Genomic DNA, 17706 nt, shown 5'->3' with positions numbered 1-17706 from the left:
CAAAAATTCAAACGTCTGTAACTGTACCCTATATCGGGCGTTTTATCACGCTTCGCCCCAGAATCTATGGGTGTTGCGCAGGAGCTGTGCAGTTTTGCCCTCGGCGGCCGCAACGTCGGCCTCGTCAGCCTGCCAGGTCCAGTTGCCCGTGGCCACGCCCGGTACGTTCATGCGCGCGTCGTCGCCAAGCCCCAGGACATCTTGCAGCGGCATCATCACCAGGGGAGCGTCGCTTGCCAGCGCGTCGCTCATCAGCTTAGCCGCCACCTCAACACCGCTTGGTTCATCGCCGCCCGCAAAGGAACGCGTGCACCAACCGGCCAGCGTCGACGTATCGTGCGTCGAGGTGTACAGAATCTTGCCAGGCGTGGGGTGCACACCGCAGCGAACGTCGTAGTCGCTAAACTCCAGCACGTCCATGCCGGGGAAGCCGCAGGTCGAAGCCATCGCACGAACACCGGGCGTCAGATAGCCCAGATCCTCGGCGATAAAGTTGAGCGGACCAAGCTCGTCGTAGGCGGTCTGGAACAGGTCCTTGCCTGGGCCCGCCAGCCAGCGGCCGTCGGCGCATGCCTTGCCCGCGGGAATGCTGTAATAGCTGTGGAATCCCAGGAAGTGATCCAGACGCACGCGGTCGTAGAGCGAGAACGCGCGGCGCAGGCGATCCATCCACCAGCTATAACCGTTCTGCTTCATGTGGTCCCAGCGGAACGTCGGGTTGCCCCACACCTGACCCTCGGGCGCAAAGTTGTCGGGCGGCGCACCGGAAATCTCAATCGCCTTTCCGGTATCGGACAGCCAGAAGTTCTCGGGCTCGCTCCACGCATCCGCCGAATCGTCCGAGACATACATCGGGATATCGCCGATGACCTCGATGCCCTTCTTGTGCGCATAGTTCATGAGCTCGCACCAAGCTAGGTCAAAGCGGTACTGCATGTACGCCTGAAGCTCGGCCTCGTCCTGGAAGCGCTTGTCGTCGATCAGATGCTCGTTGTAGCGCGCGACATCTGCCGGCCAATCATGGCGCGACTCGCCCTCAAAGTACTTCTTAACGGCCATGTAGACGCAGTACTTCTCGAGCCAATCGGCATTGCGATGTTTAAACGCGGTGTACAGCGGATCGGCATCCTCGCCTCCGCGGGCCTTCCAAGTCTCAAAGTCGGCTGCCAGCTCCTCGTGGCTCTCGGGTAGCAGGTCGATATTGCCTGCAAAGGCCGAAGGACCGGCGTAAGGGGAGCGAAAGAAGTCCGTGGGGTTGACGGGGAGAACCTGCCAGTAGCGCATGCCCATGGCGGTCAGATGGTCGATAAAGCGACGCGTGGGTGCGCCGATCGTACCGGGCTTGCCGTCGTCGGTCGGTACCGAGGTGATGTGACAAACGACGCCCGCGCCGTGATCGAGCGGCTCTTGCAGACGCTGCTCGGCGTGGTGATAGATGATCGACGACCCCAGCGGATACAGATCGAGCGTGACGGTACCGTTGTGGATTTCGCATTCGTGGCCGCTGATCACGTCGCTCGCACATTCGCCGAGCGCCGGGATCGTCACGCAGTGCGAATTGCGCAGACTGCGGTTGATGATAACCGTTGCGGCCTCACCGTCTTTACCGGTGCGCGTATAGGCGAGTACCTCGTCGTTGAGCGCGAAGGCCTTGATCTCGCCATCAACCATAAACGGCAGGGCGCGGCGCACGGCCGAGGCGTTTTTTAGGATGGCGAGTGTATCGAAGTCGTGCAGGTCTTCCTTCATGGGCAGCGTGCGGCGATTGCCCGGATCAGTCAGGCCCTCAAGGCCGTACTCGTCACCATAGTAAATCGAAGGCACGCCGGGGAACGTCATCTGCATGAGCGTTGCAAGCCAAAAACGGCTCTTGGCCAGGCCCATCGAGTTCTCGTCCAGGCGCCACTTGCTGCGCTCGCACTCGGGTAGCTGCGACTCGTCGGGGCCACCGCCGAGCACCGAGATGATGCGCGGGCGGTCGTGGCTCGACAGTAGGTTGAGCGCGCAGGACAGGGCTTCGCGCGGATAATTCTCGCGCAGGGTCTCGATATCCTCGGCTGCCTGGTAGGCGTTCTTGTAGCCCATCAAAAAGCCGATGACCATGTCGCGGAAGGGGTAGTCCATGGCGGAGTCGAGCTCAGAGCCCTGTAGATAGCGGCGCAGGTGGCCATAGCTGATCTTGTTGGAGGCGTCTTCCCAGACCTCGCCGAGCAGCAGCGCGTCGGGCTTCTCGGCGAGCACGGCCTTTTTGATCTCGGCTAGGAAGCCATCGGAAAGCTCGTCGGCCACATCCAGGCGCCAGCCATGGGCGCCAGCGCGCAGCCATTTGCGTATGATACCGTCCTTGCCCAGGAGCCGCTCGCGCACCAGCTCGGAGCTCTCATTGATGGCGGGCATATTGCCCACGCCCCACCAACAGTCGTACGAGCCGTCCTCGTGGAAATAAAACGCATCGCGCCACGGCGAATCCTCGCTCTGCCAGGCACCGACGCCGGGATAATTACCGTAGCGGTTAAAGTAGATCGAGTCGTCGCCCGTGTGGTTGAACACACCGTCCAGAATGATGGAAATGCCGAGCTTCTCGGCCGCCTCGCACAGCTCGGTAAAGTCCTGCTCGGTGCCCAGAATCGGATCGATCTTGGTGTAATCGGCGGTGTCGTAGCGGTGGTTGCTCGCGGCTTCAAAAATGGGGTTGAGGTAGATGGCTGTAAAGCCCAGCTCGGCGATGCGAGGCAGGTCTTCCTGGATACCCTTGAGCGATCCGCCGTAGAAGTCCCAGGTCTTGATGGAGCCGTCCTCGGCGCGCTCGTACACAGGCGGTTCGTTCCAGTCCTCGACCATGCGGCGCTGAATGCCCTTACGCGGTTTTTCGACCTCGGCCAGTGTGCGCTCGCGCCAGTGCTCGTCGCGGGCATAGCGATCGGGGAAGATCTGGTAGACCATACCGCGCTCGTACCAGGTGGGACGGTTCTCACGGTGTTTGTAGACGGTGACCTGGAATGACGGCACCTCGGCGTAGTTGTAGGTTACGCCTTCGCCGCCGGTGCGTCCTTGCGGTGCGCCCAAGCGGACCTCGGGCTGGCCTTCGATATTGCAGATAAAGCTGTACCAGATAAGACTGGGCTCGGCGCACTCCAGCTCGGCGGTAAAGATGCCGTCGCCCTCGTGCGTCATGGGATACAGAGACTCACCGATCTCATCGACCCAGGTGCGCAGCGTAAGCGTTGCCTGCGCGGGGTCGGCATCCTCCAGAATCACGGAGAGCGAAAGGGTAGTTCCTGTGGTCACAGCGCCAAACGGAGTGCGAAACTGCGGCAGACGGCTGTTGTGTATCAATCTCATAGTACGGTCCAGTTCAATAGAATCATGACCTGCTGGCCATGGGCTTTACGCACAGGATGTAAGTATATCTGTTGCACACAGGCTGTATAAACAACATCCGTTTACCATCGGCGAACGGTTGTCCTAGAAAATCGTTTTACCAACTATCTACAGATAAGGGGCGCCCGGTTGGAGCGCCCCTTGCTAAGGGTTTGATGAGGTTTTGGATCGTCTGTGGGCTAGCGGCGCTTGCGGGTGGCCGTTGCCTTGCGGACGGACGTCTTCTTGGACGGGGCCTTTTTCTCTGCCGGAGCGGCGGGGGAGACCGGGGTCTCCTTGGCAGGCTCGGGCTTAGTCTCTGCCTTCGGTGCGGCCTTGACCTCAGCGGCCTTCGGCGCCGGCTTAGTCTTTACCTCGGCCTTGGGCTCCTCTTTGGCAGCTGGCTTAGTCTCTGCCTTGGGAGTCGTGGTCTTTGCCGTGGTCTTCTTGGCCGTCGTCGTGCGCTTTCGCGTGGTGGTCTTGGCGGCGGGCTTGGTCTCGACGGTTACCTCCGCCTTGGACTCTGCAGGCGTCTCCTCGACCTTGGCTGCCGGCTTTGCGGCTGACTTGGTCGTGGCGGCCTTCGTGGTCGTCAACTTCGTTGCCGTGGTCTTCTTGGCTGCCGTTGTCTTCTTGGCAGCAGTCTTTGCCGGAGCCTTGGTGGCCGGCTTGGCCTTAGCGACCTCGGCCTTTACCTCGGGAGCAGCCTCGGCTTCGGCGGCCTTCTTGGCAGCGGCGGTCGTGCGCTTGCGCGTGGTCGTTGCCTTGGCAGCCGTTGTTTTAGTCGCGGCAGACTTGGTCGTCGTAACCTTCTTAGTGGTCGTCTTGCGGGTCGTGGTCTTCTTAGCTGCGGGCTTTGCAGCGGGCTTGACCTCAGCCTTTGCCTCAGGAGCAACCTCAGCCTTCACCTCAGGCTCGGCCTTTGCGGGCTCAGCTTCAACCGGCTTCTCCTCGGCCTTGGGCTCCTCTGCGGCCACCGGATCAGGTGCAGCCTCAGGCTCGTCGACAACCGCCGCCGGGCGCTCAATCTCCGGGTGCATAAAGAAGTACAGGTCCAGATATTTATCGGCCGAACGCGTCCAGCTAAAGTCCTGGCTCATGGCCTGCGTGACCAGCTGGTTCCAGGCGTCGCGGTTATCCCAGAACAGACGCGCCGCGCGGAATACCGCATCGCCCATCTCGTCGCCGTTAAAGTTGCTAAACGAGAAGCCCGTGCCCTCGCCGGTAAACTCGTTGTACGGCTGCACGGTGTCCTTCAGGCCACCGGTCTCGCGAACAATCGGCAGCGTGCCGTAGCGCATGGCGATGATCTGCGACAGGCCGCAGGGCTCAAACTTCGAAGGCATCAGGAACATGTCGGCGGCGGCATACATGCGCTGCGACAGCGCCGGATCGAACGCGATGCGTGCGGCCATGGTGCCGGGGTACTTGTCCTGGAAGTAGCGCAGGCCGTCCTCGTAGTCGCGGTCGCCGGTGCCTAGCACCGCCACCTGCACGCCGCCGGACAGGATGCGGTCGAGCGCGTACATGACCAGATCCATGCCCTTCTGGCGCGTCAGGCGCGTGACCATCACCATGAGCGGACGGTCGTCGCGAACCTCGAGGCCCAGTTCCTCCTGCAGCTTGGCCTTGCACACGGCCTTGCCGGAACGGTCCTCCACGGTATAGTTGGCGGCAATTCGCTTGTCTGTTGCCGGGTCAAAGCCCGCGACGTCGATGCCATTCAAAATGCCCTGCAGCGCGTACGAGCGCTCGCGTAAAACGCCGTCCAGGCCCTCGCCAAATTCGGGCGTCTGGATCTCGTTGGCATAGGTGGGGCTCACCGTAGTGATGGCGTCGGCATAGCGCAGGGCGCCCAGCATGTAGTTGATGCTGCAGGCGTCACAACGCAGCTGCGAGGCAGCCGCCGGAATATGCGCCACACCAAGGATGTCCTCCATCACGGTGTCGCTAAACTGCCCCTGGAACGCCACGTTGTGGATCGAGAACACGGTCTTGACGCGGTCGTACAGCGGCAGGCCCTGGTAAAACTCGCGCAAAAACACGGGCGCCAGCGCCGTCTGCCAGTCGTTGCAGTGCAGGATGTCGCACTCAAAGCCGACCGGCAGGTGCTGCAGGCTCTCGGTGATGGCCTTGGAGAAGAACGCAAAGCGCTCGCCGTCGTCAAAGAAGCCGTATGGATAGTCGCGCGCGAAGTAGCGCTCGTTGTCGATGAACATATACGTGACGCCGTCGTGCTCGAGCTTCTCGAGTCCGCAGTACTCATTGCGCCAGCCCAGGCTCACGTAAAAGTCGGAGAAGTGCTCCATCTGCGCCTTGTACTCGTCCTTGATGGTGGCGTACTTGGGCACCATCACGATGACTTCGGCGCCGGCGCGCACAAGCGCCGCAGGCAGCGAGCCCGCGACGTCGCCCAGGCCACCGGTCTTCACAAACGGTGCGCACTCGGCCGAGGCAAACACGATCTGCATCTTTTTGCTGGAATCAGCCATATTGTCTCCCTGTTGCAATTCGAGAATAGCCGCCTGGCGCAAACCGGGCGGCTATTCTACGTGTTACGAGCGATGTTGCGGTGCCAAAGCTAGCTCGCGTTGGTGATATCAGAAGTTAACGGGGCCTTTCCCAGCACCAGGATGTTCTCGGGCGTGCCGCGAAGCTCGGTGTTGGTGGGAACCACGTTGTTCTTGTCCAGGATGGCGTTCTCGACGCGGGCGCCGCTCTTGATGACGCAGCTCTGGTTGATGATCGAGTTCGTCACCGAGGCGCCTTCCTCAACCACGACGCCGCGAGACAGGATCGAGTTGCGCACGGTGCCCTTGATGATGCAGCCGGCCGAGATGATCGAGTTGCATGCGTGGCTGCCGGTCGCATAGCGCGAAGGCGGCACGTCGTGAGCCTTGGTCAGAATCGGACGCTCGGGGTCAAAGAGATGGTCGGCCACGGTCTGGTCGAGCAGGTCCATGCTGCGGCGATACAGCGACTTCTCGCTAAACACGCCCACGATCTCGCCCTTGTACTCGTAGCTGCACACGTCGATGTTGCCAAAGTCGCCCTGGAGCGCCTCGAGCAGGTCCAGATAGTCGGCGGCCTGGTAGTGGTCGATGATCTCGAGCAGCGTCTCGCGGTTGACGATGCAGCAGTCCATAGACGCGTTGTCGCCATACACGACGCCGGCGCTCACGCCCGTCAGGCGGCCGTTCTCGTTGATCTGCAGCTTGGTCTCGTCATCGACGTTGCGCGTGGCCTTGCAGTACACCACGGTCATCTGGGCGCCGGAGTTCTCGTGCGCGTCGATGATGGTGTTGAGGTCCATGTTAAAGATGATGTTGGTGCCCATCATCACAACATAGGGCTTGTCCGATCGCTGGAACAGCGTCTTGTTGGAGATGATGTCGCGCAGCAAGAAGCGCATGCCGCCCTTGGTGGTGCCATACGCGTTGCCGGGCACCATGAACAGGCCGCCCTTCTTGCGGTCCAGGCCCCAGTCCTTGCCCGAGCCCACGTGGTCGATCAACGAGCGGTAGTTGCCCGGCATGACGACGCCGACGGTCTTAATGCCGGCATTCATCATGTTGGACAGCGGGAAGTCGATCAGGCGGTAGCGGCCCAAAAACGGAACGGACGCAATGGGGCGGTCCTTGAGCAGCACGCTGCCGTAGGTCGAAGAGTAGTTAGCGGTGATATAACCGATGGCCTTGCGATTGATCATCGGATCATTCCCCCTTCCCGATAACGACGTCATTTCCAACGACGGCCGTATCCTTGGTGGTATCGACAGAGCCGAGCTTCACGCCCTCTTCGACCGTGGAGTTCTCGCCCAAAATAGCGCGGCAGATGTGCGCGCCGCTCTTAACGTGCGCACCCGGCAGCAGCACGGAGTCCTCGACCACGGCGCGCTCCTCGATGATGACATCGGTCGAAAGGATCGAGTGGCGAGCGGTGCCGTAGATCTTGCAGCCGTTGGAGACCAGGCAGTCGTCCAGGCGGCCGTCCGGGCCAATGTAGTGCGGCGGACGCGTGGTGATGTTGGACATGATGGGGAAGTGCTTGTCAAACAGATCGAACTCGGGGTTGTTGCCCAGCAGGTCCATCGAGGTCTCGTGGAAGCTGGCGATGGTGCCGACGTCCTTCCAAAAGCCGTGGAACTCGTAGCTGTACAGGCGCTTGCCCTCGCCGAGCAGCTTGGGGATGATGTCCTTGCCAAAGTCGTGGCTCGAGCGCTGGTCCAGAGCGTCCTCCTCGAGCGCCTCGATTAGCACGTCGGCCGAGAAGATGTAGATGCCCATGGACGCGAGGTTCGAATCGGGCTTATCGGGCTTCTCGGTGAACTTGGTGATGCGGCCGTCCTCGGGGTCGGTGGTCAGGATGCCAAAGCGGCTGGCCTCCTCCCACGGCACGGGCATAACGCTCACCGTGAGGTCGGCGTTGTTCTCAATGTGCGTCTTGAGCATCTTGCGGTAGTCCATGCGATACAGATGATCGCCCGAAAGAATCAGGACGTACTTGGGGTCGTTGGCCTTGATGTAGTCGAGGTTCTGCGTAATGGCGTCGGCCGTGCCCGCATACCAGGCGCCGCCGGTCTGCGTCTCGTACGGCGGCAGGATCGACACGCCGCCGTCGCGGCTGTCCAGATCCCACGCCTCGCCGGAGCCCACATAGGCATGCAGCAGGTAGGGGCGATACTGCGTCAGAACGCCCACCGTGTCGATGCCCGAGTTGGAGCAGTTGGAGAGCGAAAAGTCGATAATGCGGAACTTGCCACCAAAGCTAACCGCCGGCTTAGCGATCTTTTGGGTGAGTGCCCCCAATCGGCTGCCCTGTCCTCCTGCGAGGAGCATCGCGATGCATTCTTTCTTACTCATCGATTTCTCCTTCTGTCATCGATGTTTCTAACCCATTAGCGACGGGCGCGGCGCAACGTCACGCCCGTCGAATAATGCCGTGCGGCAAAGGGAACTCGCGCGCCTTTACGCGTGCCAGATCTCGTCGCGGTACTCGCGAATGGTGCGGTCGCTCGAGAACCAGCCCGAGGAGGCGGTGTTGAGCAGGGCCTTGCGGTTCCAGGTCTCCTGGTCGCCGTAGCTGCCCGTGAGCTTCTCCCAGGCGTCGACGTAGCTGCGGAAGTCGGCCATGACCAGGTCGGGGTCGTTGTTGTTCATGAGCTCGTTATAGATGCTCTCGAAGTTGCCCGAAAGACCCGCAAAGGTGTTGTCCTTGAGCTCGTCCATCACACGGCCCAGACGCTCGCGGTCGCCGTTGAGGGTATCCCACGCAAAGTAGCTGTTGGATGCCCAAAGCTGCTCGACCTCGGGAGCGGTCAGGCCAAAGATGGCCTCGTTCTCGCGGCCGGCCAGGTCGGCGATCTCGATGTTGGCGCCGTCGAGGGTGCCCAGCGTAATGGCGCCGTTCATCATGAGCTTCATGTTGGACGTGCCCGAGGCCTCCTTGCCGGCCGTGGAGATCTGCTCCGAGATCTCGGCGGCGGGGTAGATGAGCTGGGCGTTGCTCACGCGGAAGTTGGGGATAAAGCAGACCTTCATGACCTCGTTCACGCGGGGGTCGTTGTTGATGACGTCAGCAACGGAGTTAATGAGGCGGATGGTCTCCTTGGCAAAGGTGTAGCTCGAGGCGGCCTTGCCGCTAAAGATGAAGGTCGTCGGCGTCACGTGGAAGTTGGGATCGGCGATGCGACGGTTATAGATGTCCATCACCTTCATGATGTTCATGAGCTGGCGCTTGTAGGCATGGAAGCGCTTGACCTGGACATCGAAGACGGTGTTGGGGTCGATGGCCAGACCGGTCTCGGCCTTGACGTAGGCGGCCAGGCGCTCCTTGTTGGCGCGCTTGGAGGCACCCACGGCCTTGAGGAACTCGGTGTCGTTTTGGAACTCTTTGAGCTTTTCCAGCTCAAAGGCGTCCTTCAGCCAGCCATCGCCAATGGCCTCGGTCACGAGCTTGGCATAGGTGGGGTTGGCCTCGGCAAAGAAGCGACGGTGCGAGATGCCGTTGGTCTTGTTGTTGAACTTCTCGGGCGTCAGGGCATAGAAGTCCTTGAGCACGATGTTCTTGATGATGTCGGAGTGGATCTTGGCTACGCCGTTGACGCTATGGCTGCAAATCACAGACAGGTTGGCCATGCGAATCTCGCCGTCCCACAGGATGGCGGTCTGGCGCAGACGCTCCTGCCAGCCCTCCTGCGTGGTGTCGAACGACTCGTGCCAACGACGGCTGATCTCGTCGATGATCTGGTACACGCGGGGGAGGAGCTTGGAGAACGTGCCGATGGGCCACTTCTCCAGAGCCTCGGGCAGGATGGTGTGGTTGGTGTAGCTTACGACCTGCGTCACGATGTTCCAGGCGTCGTCCCACTCGAGCTTCTTCTCGTCGATGAGGATGCGCATGAGCTCGGGGCCGCACATGGCGGGGTGCGTGTCGTTAGTATGGATTGCCACAAACTGCGGAAGCAGCTCCCAGTTCTCGCCGTGCTCCTTCTCGAAGGTGTCGAGCAGGCTGTAGATGCCGGCCGAAACAAACAGGTACTCCTGCTTCAGGCGCAACAGACGGCCGTGCTCGCCGGCGTCGTTGGGGTAGAGGATGGCGCTGATGGCCTCGGCCTCGGCGCGCTCGGCATCGGCCTGGGCATAGTCGCCGCGGTTGAAGGCCTCAAGGTCAAAGTGCTCCTCGACCGGCTCGGCAGCCCAGACGCGCAGCTTGTTGACGGTCTCGCCGGCATAGCCCACCACGGGGATGTCGTAGGGGACAGCCAGGATATCCTGCGTGTCCACCGTGCGGTAGAACGTGCGGCCGTTCTCCTCAAAGCCCTCAACACGGCCACCAAACTTGATGGTCACGGCCTTGTCCTGACGACGGACCTCCCAGGGATAGCCGTGGGTGAGCCACTCGTCAGTGGCCTCGACCTGGCTGCCGTTGACGATCTCCTGCTTAAACAGGCCGTAGCGGTAGCGCATGCCGTTGCCGTAGCCGGTAATGCCCTCGGCTGCCATGGAATCCAGGAAGCATGCGGCCAGACGGCCCAGGCCACCGTTGCCCAGCGCCGGATCGGGCTCCTGGTTCTCGATGACGGACAGGTCAAAGCCCATGTCTTCGAGCGCCTCGGCGACCATGTCTCGCACGCCAAAGTTGAGCAGGTAGTTGTCGAGCAGGCGGCCGATCAAAAACTCGATCGAGAAGTAGTACACGCGCTTTTTGCCCTCGGCGGCGGCGCGAGCGTCACTCTTGGTGGCAACGGTGCGGGCCTTCTCGGCCACGAGCTTGGCCAGGGCGTTAAAGCGGTCCAGGTCGCTGGCGGCCTCGACGCTCTTGCCGCTAATGCTCATGACGGCATCGCGATAGAGCTCGGTAAACTCCTGCTTGTTGTCGAAGATCTTATTCATACGTTCCTTTCCCCCGGGGATGTTTCTCCCGGAACGGTTATGACTTGTATCCTACGCCCCGTCGGGGCGGGTAATTACAGCTGTAACGGCTTTGTTACGCATCCTTGGCAGGAGCTTTAACAGCAGCTGCCTTTGCCTTGGGAGCAGCCTTTTTGGTGGTTGCCTTCTTGGCCGTGGTGGACTTGGCCGAAGCCTTGGCAGCGGGCTTGGCAGCCTTCGCCTTAGCCGGAGTCTTCTTAGCAGCCGCGGCCTTGGGCTTCACCGAGGACGAACGCTTGCGCGTCGCCTTCTTGGGCTCCTCGACCACGGGCGGCTTATAGCTGCTGGGACCCCAACGCTTAAGCACCACGCCTGCCAGACCGGGCACCTTAATCTCGATGGAGTCCATCTGCCCGTTCCAGGGATAGGGCTCACTCGAGCAGGTGTAGGGTTCCTCGCCGGCAAAGCCGCTGCCGCCAAACTCGGGAAGGTCGGAATCAAAGATGACCCCCCAGTCGCCCTCGCGCGGCACGCCCACACGGAAGCTCTCGTAGCTCGCCGGGTCAAAGTTAATCAGGATCACCAGGTCGTTATCGACGTCCTCGCCCTGGCGCACAAAGCTCACGATGGACTGCTTGGAGTTGTCCGCGTCGATCCAGGTAAAGCCGTCGTCGGTGTAGCCGCGCTCGTATAGGGCGGGCTCGGCGGTGTACAGATGGTTGAGCGCCTTGATAAACGCCTGATGATGACGGTGAGTCTCGTACTCCTCGGTCAGGAACCACTGGATGGACTCGTAGTAGCGCCACTCGATAAACTGGCCGATCTCGTTGCCCATAAAGTTGAGCTTTGCACCGGGGTGCGTCATCTGGTAGAAGGCCAGCGTGCGCAGGCCGGCAAACTGGCGCCACCAGTCGCCCGGCATGCGGCCGATCAGCGAGCACTTGCCGTGCACGACCTCGTCGTGACTGAGCGGGCAAATGAAGTTCTCGGTAAAGGCGTACATGATGGAGAACGTGAGCAGGCCGTGGTTGCCGGGACGCCACGGAAAATCGGTCTGCATGTAGTGCAGGGTGTCGTTCATCCAGCCCATGTCCCACTTGTAGTGGAAGCCTAGGCCGCCGTCCTGCGGCGGATAGGTCACGAGCGGCCACGCGGTGGACTCCTCGGCCATCATCATCACGTCGGGGTAGTGCGCCTCCACGGCGCAGTTGACCTGGCGAATGAACGCGCTGGCGTCCAGGTCCTCCTCGGTACCGTACTTGTTGAACTTCTTTTGGCCGGGATCATCGATGCCAAAGTTGAGGTACAGCATGCTGGACACGCCGTCCATGCGAATGCCGTCAACGTGGAAGTTCTCGAGCCAGTACAGCACGTTGGAGACCAGGAAGGAGCGGACCTCGCCGCGGGCAAAGTCAAACTTGTGCGTGCCCCAGTTGGGGTGAATCTCGTGCTCAAACAGCATGTGACCGTTAAAAGTGGCAAGGCCGTGGGAGTCGGCACAAAAGCCACCGGGCACCCAGTCCATGATCACGCCGATGCCTGCCTCGTGGCACGCATCGATAAAGTGCATGAGCTGCTGCGGGTTGCCGTAGCGCGAGGTGGCGGCGTAGTAGCCGGTCGTCTGGTAGCCCCAGGAGCCATCGAAGGGATGCTCCATAAGCGGCATGACCTCGATATGCGTATATCCCATGTCGCGCACGTAGTCTACGAGCTCTACCGACAGGTCGTCGTAGGTGTAAAACTCACCGCGCTGCGCGGGGAAGGGATCCATGGGGCCGGGGTAGTTGCCGTACTCGTCGGGCTCGCCCTGCGGCGCGTCACCGTGGCGCTTCCACGAGCCAATATGCACCTCGTAGATGTTAAGCGGCTGCGACATATGGTTGTGGCCGGCGCGGCGTTTGAGCCACGCGGCGTCGTTCCACTTGTAGCCATCGAGGGTCCACAGCATGCTCGCGGTACCCGGAGGGCACTCGGCCTTAAAGGCATACGGATCGGCCTTGTAGAGCTTTTCGCCCTCGTTGGTCTCGATGAGGTACTTATAGAGCTGGCCCTGCTTGGCGCCAGGAATAAAGCCTTCCCAGATAGCGCTCGTATGCACGGGCACCAGCGGGTTGGCTTGTTCATCCCAATTGTTGAATTCACCGATAACGTGGACGCTTTTAACGTCGGGCGCCCAAACGCAAAAACGCCAGCCGCGCGTGCGCTGCTGCGTGTCGGGATGCGCGCCCATCTTTTCCCAGCTGCGCTCCCACGTACCGATGCCAAACAGATAGACATCGTCCTTGGTGAGCTCCGGTGCGTGCGGGGCGGCTTTACGGGTAGCAGGCTTTTTGGTTGCTGGCTTTAGCTTTGTATCGCTCACGTTTGATCCCATCATGACGCGGCAGCGTGTTGCCTTGGTGACTAGATGCGAAAGGTCCAAGGCTGCACGAATCGAAGGGACGGCAAAGTTTCTGTGATTCGTGCAGCCTCGCGTGCTCGGTGGAACTTTCGGCAAAAACTACGATAACACCTGTACGTTAGTTTTATGAACGAAAGCGGATTTGCGGGGGCGTTTAATCGGTAAGCGACATGTTTATACCACTGGCAGAATTGACGTGGTAAAACTCTTGACAGTTTTACCAATTTGGGTTTCAAAATTGTTTATTTGACGTTGGGTAAAACGTTTTTAGCAGGATGTTTACCATTTGATATCGAAAGGTTCGTTTATGTCCCATACCGCCGCTCCCCAGGTTGCTTTTATTTTCGATTGCGACGGCACGCTGGTAAATAGCACCCCCGTCTGGGGCTATGCGCAGCCCGAGTTATTGCACCGTCACGGGATCGACGTGACCGTGGATGACTTTGCCCAATTTGAGCACCTGTCACTGGAGGACGAGTGCCAGGCCTACCACGACACGTGGGGCATTGGCGCGAATGGCGAGGAGCTGTATCGTGAGCTGAGTGAGATTTTGATTGATGGGTACTCCAAGGTGCCCCCGCGCGAGGGGCTCCTGGCTTTTTTGGAGCAGGCGAAGGCGGCGGGCATTGCCATGTGCGTGGCTACGTCCACGCCGGCCGAGTTGGTTAAGTCTGCGCTCGCTGGTGCCGGACTCGACGCTTACATGGAGTTTGTTACCACGACGGGTGAGGCAGGACGCTCCAAGCAGTTCCCCGATGTGTACGAGCTGGCGCTGCGCCGCTTGGAGGAGCGCCATGGGTGCAAGTTTGAGCGCGCTTGGGTGTTTGAGGACGCGGTCTTTGGCCTTAAGAGCTCTGGGACCGCCGGCTTTAAGCGCGTGGGTATTTATGACCCGCATGGCCGCATGAAGCGCGACGACGTCCGCGCCAACTGCGATATCTTTATCGACAGCTACGAGGAGCTGGATTTGGCCCGCGTGCTTTCGTTTGAGGGATAGGCGAGGGCCGTGGCTTGCAAAGTAGTAGTGGTCTGCGGCTCGCCTGTGGTGGCGAGCGCGGATCTGTTACGTAGGCTAGCAGGGAAGTGCGACCACGTTGTCGCCGTGGACCGCGGACTCGACGCACTGCTGGGCGCCGGCCTAGGCTGCGACGTTTATGTGGGGGATGCCGACACGGTGAGTGATGCTGGTCGCGCGTTGGTCGATGCCGCCGAAGCCTTTGAGGTAGAACGCCACGACCCCTACAAGGACTATACCGATCTGGCGCTGGCGCTCGATTCAGTCCGCCGTCGCTGGCCGGGTGCCGAAGTGGTTGCGACCTGCGCCACCGGCGGCCGTCCTGATATGGCACTTTCCGTTCTGGGCCTGCTCGCGGGCTACGAGGACGCTCCAGTCTGGATTGCTGAGGACAAGGTGATCGCCCGTATCCTCCACGCAGGCGAATCGTGGACCATCGAAGGCACCGAGGGTAAGACGTTCTCCATCATCGCCATTGCCCCCAACACCAAGGTAAGTGAACACGGCCTAGAGTGGGAACTCGATCACGCCTCCCTGGGCTTGCTGGCCGACACGGGCATCAGCAACGTCGTCAGGTCAACAGCCACGATCCAAGTCCACACCGGCACCGCCATCGCTTACCTCTATCAATAGGCATTTAGAGTCTGGCCCAAAAAAGTCCTTGCACCCCACGCCAACTTCCCTTATAGTATCTCGTCGTCACGGGGGCGTAGCTCAGCTGGGAGAGCGCTTGACTGGCAGTCAAGAGGTCAGGGGTTCGATCCCCCTCGTCTCCACCATCGTGAATGTAAGGCCACTCAATTGAGTGGCCTTTTTATTTCTAAACTCTCAGACTCCCATCTGAGGATTGACTCTCGTTGTGCGTGTTCGAAACCACCACATCGATGTTTGCCTCCAAGTGGAAGATTGTGTGTCGGCGTCCTATCTACTCCAAAAAGTTCATAACCAGCGAGACCATGGACTCTTTTTCTTCAGGTCTCGACTCAGCAATCATAAGCGCGACAGCAACAAGCGTGCTGTCTGCGATTCGTTTGTCTAAGCCGCGAAAAAGCAGTCCGTTGCGATCGAGATAGTAGAGAAAGAGGCTGCATCCGATTCGCTTGTTTCCATCGAGAAATGAATGGTTTTTGATGATGAGGTACAACAGATTTGCAGCTTTTTCCTGTACGGATCGATATAGGTCTTGGCCACCAAACGACTGGTTGATTACCGAGATACTGCTGCGGAAGGACTCATCTTTTTCTACGCCAAACAGGTCGCTCGTAAATCGGCTGCGCATTTGGGCTATTAATCTCATACAGAGTTCGTATTCGAGTGTGTAAACCCCAGTTTGTCCCTTGGGCCGATCAATGGATTCACGATCATACTCATCGAGCAATTTAAAGACATCTATATAGCTCTCAACGATATCGAGTATCTCACGAGAGCCGAGGTCTTCGGGAAGACGTTCGATAATCTGAGCGACTGTCCCTAGTTGCTCGAGTCTACGTTCGTTTTCAACGTGTCCTTGAATAATAAACTTGTGGAGTATATTGGTTGCCCAGCGACGGAATTCAACACCGCGTTGAGATTTAACGCGGTATCCAATGGACAATATCATGTCTAAGCTGTAATGATCGGTTTGATATCTTTTGCCGTCAGCAGCAGTTGTCGCAAATTTTGCGACAACTGAATCATCGTCGCTTAATTCCTCCTTTAAAGCGTTATTGATATGCTTGCCGATTGTTTTGACATCCCTATCAAACAGCGCTGCCATCTCATTTCGGGTCAGCCAAACAGTTTCGCTTCCTTTGTCAATTACAACAGGAATCGTGACCTCTCGGTCGTTGGATTCAAAGAGAACAATCTGATTGCCATTCATTTTCGAGCTCCACATCAATCCTTTGGGCACTTGCATGTCTAATTCGATACTCGATTGTCTGCCGAACTTAATGGGTGCCGGCGAGCAGGGGCGCGTACCTGCCTAGGGGCTCTGAGTGACGGTCGTTGTGAATAAAGCATCCATCTCGCCGATACGTACCATTGGGGGCCTCCGCACCGGCTCACGTTACCCGTATACCTTGACTCTATTCTATCAAATATAGAACGCATGTTCTATATGTATTCTCTTCTATTTTTGGTGAGCCTCGCACTGGGAGACGCAATCGTCAACCTCGTCCCATAAACCGTACGCTCACATCTAGCTGTACCCTAAAAGATTTCCAACAAATCGCCTTAAAATGCGTTGACTCTGTAGCCAGGCGTGCCTAGTGTGTGATGACCATCTTCGCAATTCGGCGCCCATACCCACACGCTCGCAAAATGTTGTGCAATTTATTTCCCAGTTCTGTACATTATTCGTAAGCACCGCGTAATTCCTTTGGCGTATTTATGCCTAAGTTTGCCTGCATTTTCTCGGGCCCCCGTTGCGGGCACTTTATTAACCTGCGTCAACGTGAACAACTTAGGCAAACAACCCCCTCAAGCTCGGATTTGTCGCATATGTTGTTTAACACAGCCCAAATCGGTTTCGACAATTCCTTGTGCTAGGATACCTAACGTTACATGGGTTCAACTGTGTTCACGGCTCCAGTAAGCCGCAAAGCGCAGGGTCGATCAGCATCCGGCCGTAACGGCGGTGTTAGAAACACCACGAGCTCCAATATCGATTGCCATGCGCGATTTTGCACTTGCTTTTGTGGCTATTTATAAGTTCGCATTACGCAGTGTAATTAGTTGCCGTGGTAAACCAAGCAGTCCTTCAGCTGTTTGCGTGCGGTCCAGTATTGTACCCGCTTGACTGGTTCGCACGCAGCCAGCTGGGGTCGCGGTTATTTTTACGATACACATCCGCGTCTCTAGCAGCTGCACGTATACATACCGTTCACGGTGGGGCAGAGCCACGTGCTTGTCTAACTGGGCTCAGGGTTTGAATATGGAGCGCCTTCGCGCACAAGCGCCCTGGCGAAGCCATACCAAACCCCGTGAGCCACACGTAAGACAGCAAGGGGGTGGTGCTCGTGTGGTATGTGATCCAGGTCATTAACGGTCGCGAAGACGTAATGCGCGAGCGCATCGAGCGCATGGTGCCGGCTAGCGCCATACAGGAGCTCTTTTATCCCCAATTTCAAACCGAAATTAAGGTACACGGCGAATGGGTCGATACGACCAAGCCGCTCTTTCCCGGATATCTTATCTGCGATACGGCAGATCCTCGCACCGTGCAACAGTATCTGCTGCGCATGGACGACTTTGCCCGGGTGCTTTCCCAGGACGGTCAGTTTGTGCCGCTGGCAAAAGAAGAGACTCAGCTCATTGGCAGCTTTACGCATAGGGGAGACCGCGTAGTTCCCATGAGCGAGGCCCTAAAGGATGGCGACCAGGTCGTAGTGACGGCAGGCCCACTGCTGGGCCACGAAGGCCTTATCAAAACCATTAACAGACGTAAGAGCACTGCTTATTTGGAGCTCGACCTGTGTGGCCGACGCGTAACAACTCGCGTTGGCCTCGCCGTGCTTTCAGCCGAGCAGCGCGTCACGCGAAACCTTAAAAAGGCGATCGCCTAGTTGCAAGCGATC

10 protein-coding genes and 1 tRNA gene are annotated in these 17706 nt (G+C 59.0%); 4 read left to right on the top strand and 7 right to left on the bottom strand.

What is annotated here, in order from left to right:
• Positions 1-45: 45 nt before the first annotated feature.
• From PMX60_RS04965 to glgB, 6 genes are all read right to left on the bottom strand, one after another.
• Positions 46-3342, bottom strand: a complete 3297-nt coding sequence (locus tag PMX60_RS04965; RefSeq protein WP_271747107.1) for a 4-alpha-glucanotransferase — start codon at positions 3340-3342, stop codon at positions 46-48.
• Between the two features lie 218 nt (positions 3343-3560).
• Positions 3561-5852, bottom strand: a complete 2292-nt coding sequence (glgA, locus tag PMX60_RS04960; RefSeq protein ID WP_271747106.1) for a glycogen synthase GlgA — start codon at positions 5850-5852, stop codon at positions 3561-3563.
• 89 nt (positions 5853-5941) lie between these two features.
• Entirely contained in the window at positions 5942-7069 is a 1128-nt protein-coding gene (gene glgD / locus PMX60_RS04955) for a glucose-1-phosphate adenylyltransferase subunit GlgD (protein WP_271747105.1), read from the bottom strand.
• A gap of 4 nt (positions 7070-7073) precedes the next feature.
• Positions 7074-8222, bottom strand: a complete 1149-nt coding sequence (locus PMX60_RS04950) for a glucose-1-phosphate adenylyltransferase (protein WP_006233920.1) — start codon at positions 8220-8222, stop codon at positions 7074-7076.
• 105 nt (positions 8223-8327) lie between these two features.
• Positions 8328-10754 carry a glycogen/starch/alpha-glucan phosphorylase gene (locus PMX60_RS04945; RefSeq protein WP_271747104.1) on the bottom strand — a complete coding sequence of 809 codons (2427 nt, stop codon included), beginning with the start codon at positions 10752-10754 and terminating at the stop codon, positions 8328-8330.
• 94 nt (positions 10755-10848) lie between these two features.
• On the bottom strand, positions 10849-13110 hold the full coding sequence (gene glgB / locus PMX60_RS04940) for a 1,4-alpha-glucan branching protein GlgB (RefSeq protein ID WP_271747187.1): 2262 nt from the start codon (positions 13108-13110) through the stop codon (positions 10849-10851).
• Between the two features lie 331 nt (positions 13111-13441).
• Here glgB and PMX60_RS04935 point away from each other — a divergent pair, with 331 nt between their 5' ends.
• The 3 genes from PMX60_RS04935 (at position 13442) to PMX60_RS04925 (ending at position 14928) form a co-directional block, all read left to right on the top strand.
• On the top strand, positions 13442-14131 hold the full coding sequence (locus PMX60_RS04935; RefSeq protein WP_271747103.1) for an HAD family hydrolase: 690 nt from the start codon (positions 13442-13444) through the stop codon (positions 14129-14131).
• Positions 14132-14140: 9 nt separating this feature from the next.
• On the top strand, positions 14141-14782 hold the full coding sequence (locus tag PMX60_RS04930) for a thiamine diphosphokinase (RefSeq protein WP_271747102.1): 642 nt from the start codon (positions 14141-14143) through the stop codon (positions 14780-14782).
• A 70-nt stretch (positions 14783-14852) separates the two neighbouring features.
• A tRNA-Ala gene (locus PMX60_RS04925) sits at positions 14853-14928 on the top strand.
• 146 nt (positions 14929-15074) lie between these two features.
• Here PMX60_RS04925 and rhuM read toward each other — a convergent pair.
• Positions 15075-16010: a RhuM family protein gene (gene rhuM / locus PMX60_RS04920; RefSeq protein ID WP_271747101.1), complete on the bottom strand. Its 936-nt coding sequence runs from the start codon at positions 16008-16010 to the stop codon at positions 15075-15077.
• Between the two features lie 1132 nt (positions 16011-17142).
• Between rhuM and loaP the strand changes: the two genes are divergently transcribed.
• The gene (loaP, locus tag PMX60_RS04915; protein ID WP_271747100.1) at positions 17143-17694 is read left to right on the top strand and encodes an antiterminator LoaP; all 552 of its coding nucleotides are present in this window, start codon (positions 17143-17145) and stop codon (positions 17692-17694) included.
• Positions 17695-17706: the final 12 nt, after the last annotated feature.

It is taken from the genome of Collinsella aerofaciens (genome assembly GCF_028206995.1).
Taxonomy (GTDB): domain Bacteria; phylum Actinomycetota; class Coriobacteriia; order Coriobacteriales; family Coriobacteriaceae; genus Collinsella; species Collinsella aerofaciens_AQ.
Note: the sequence above shows the minus strand (reverse complement) of the source record. Positions and strands in the feature narration are given on the sequence as shown.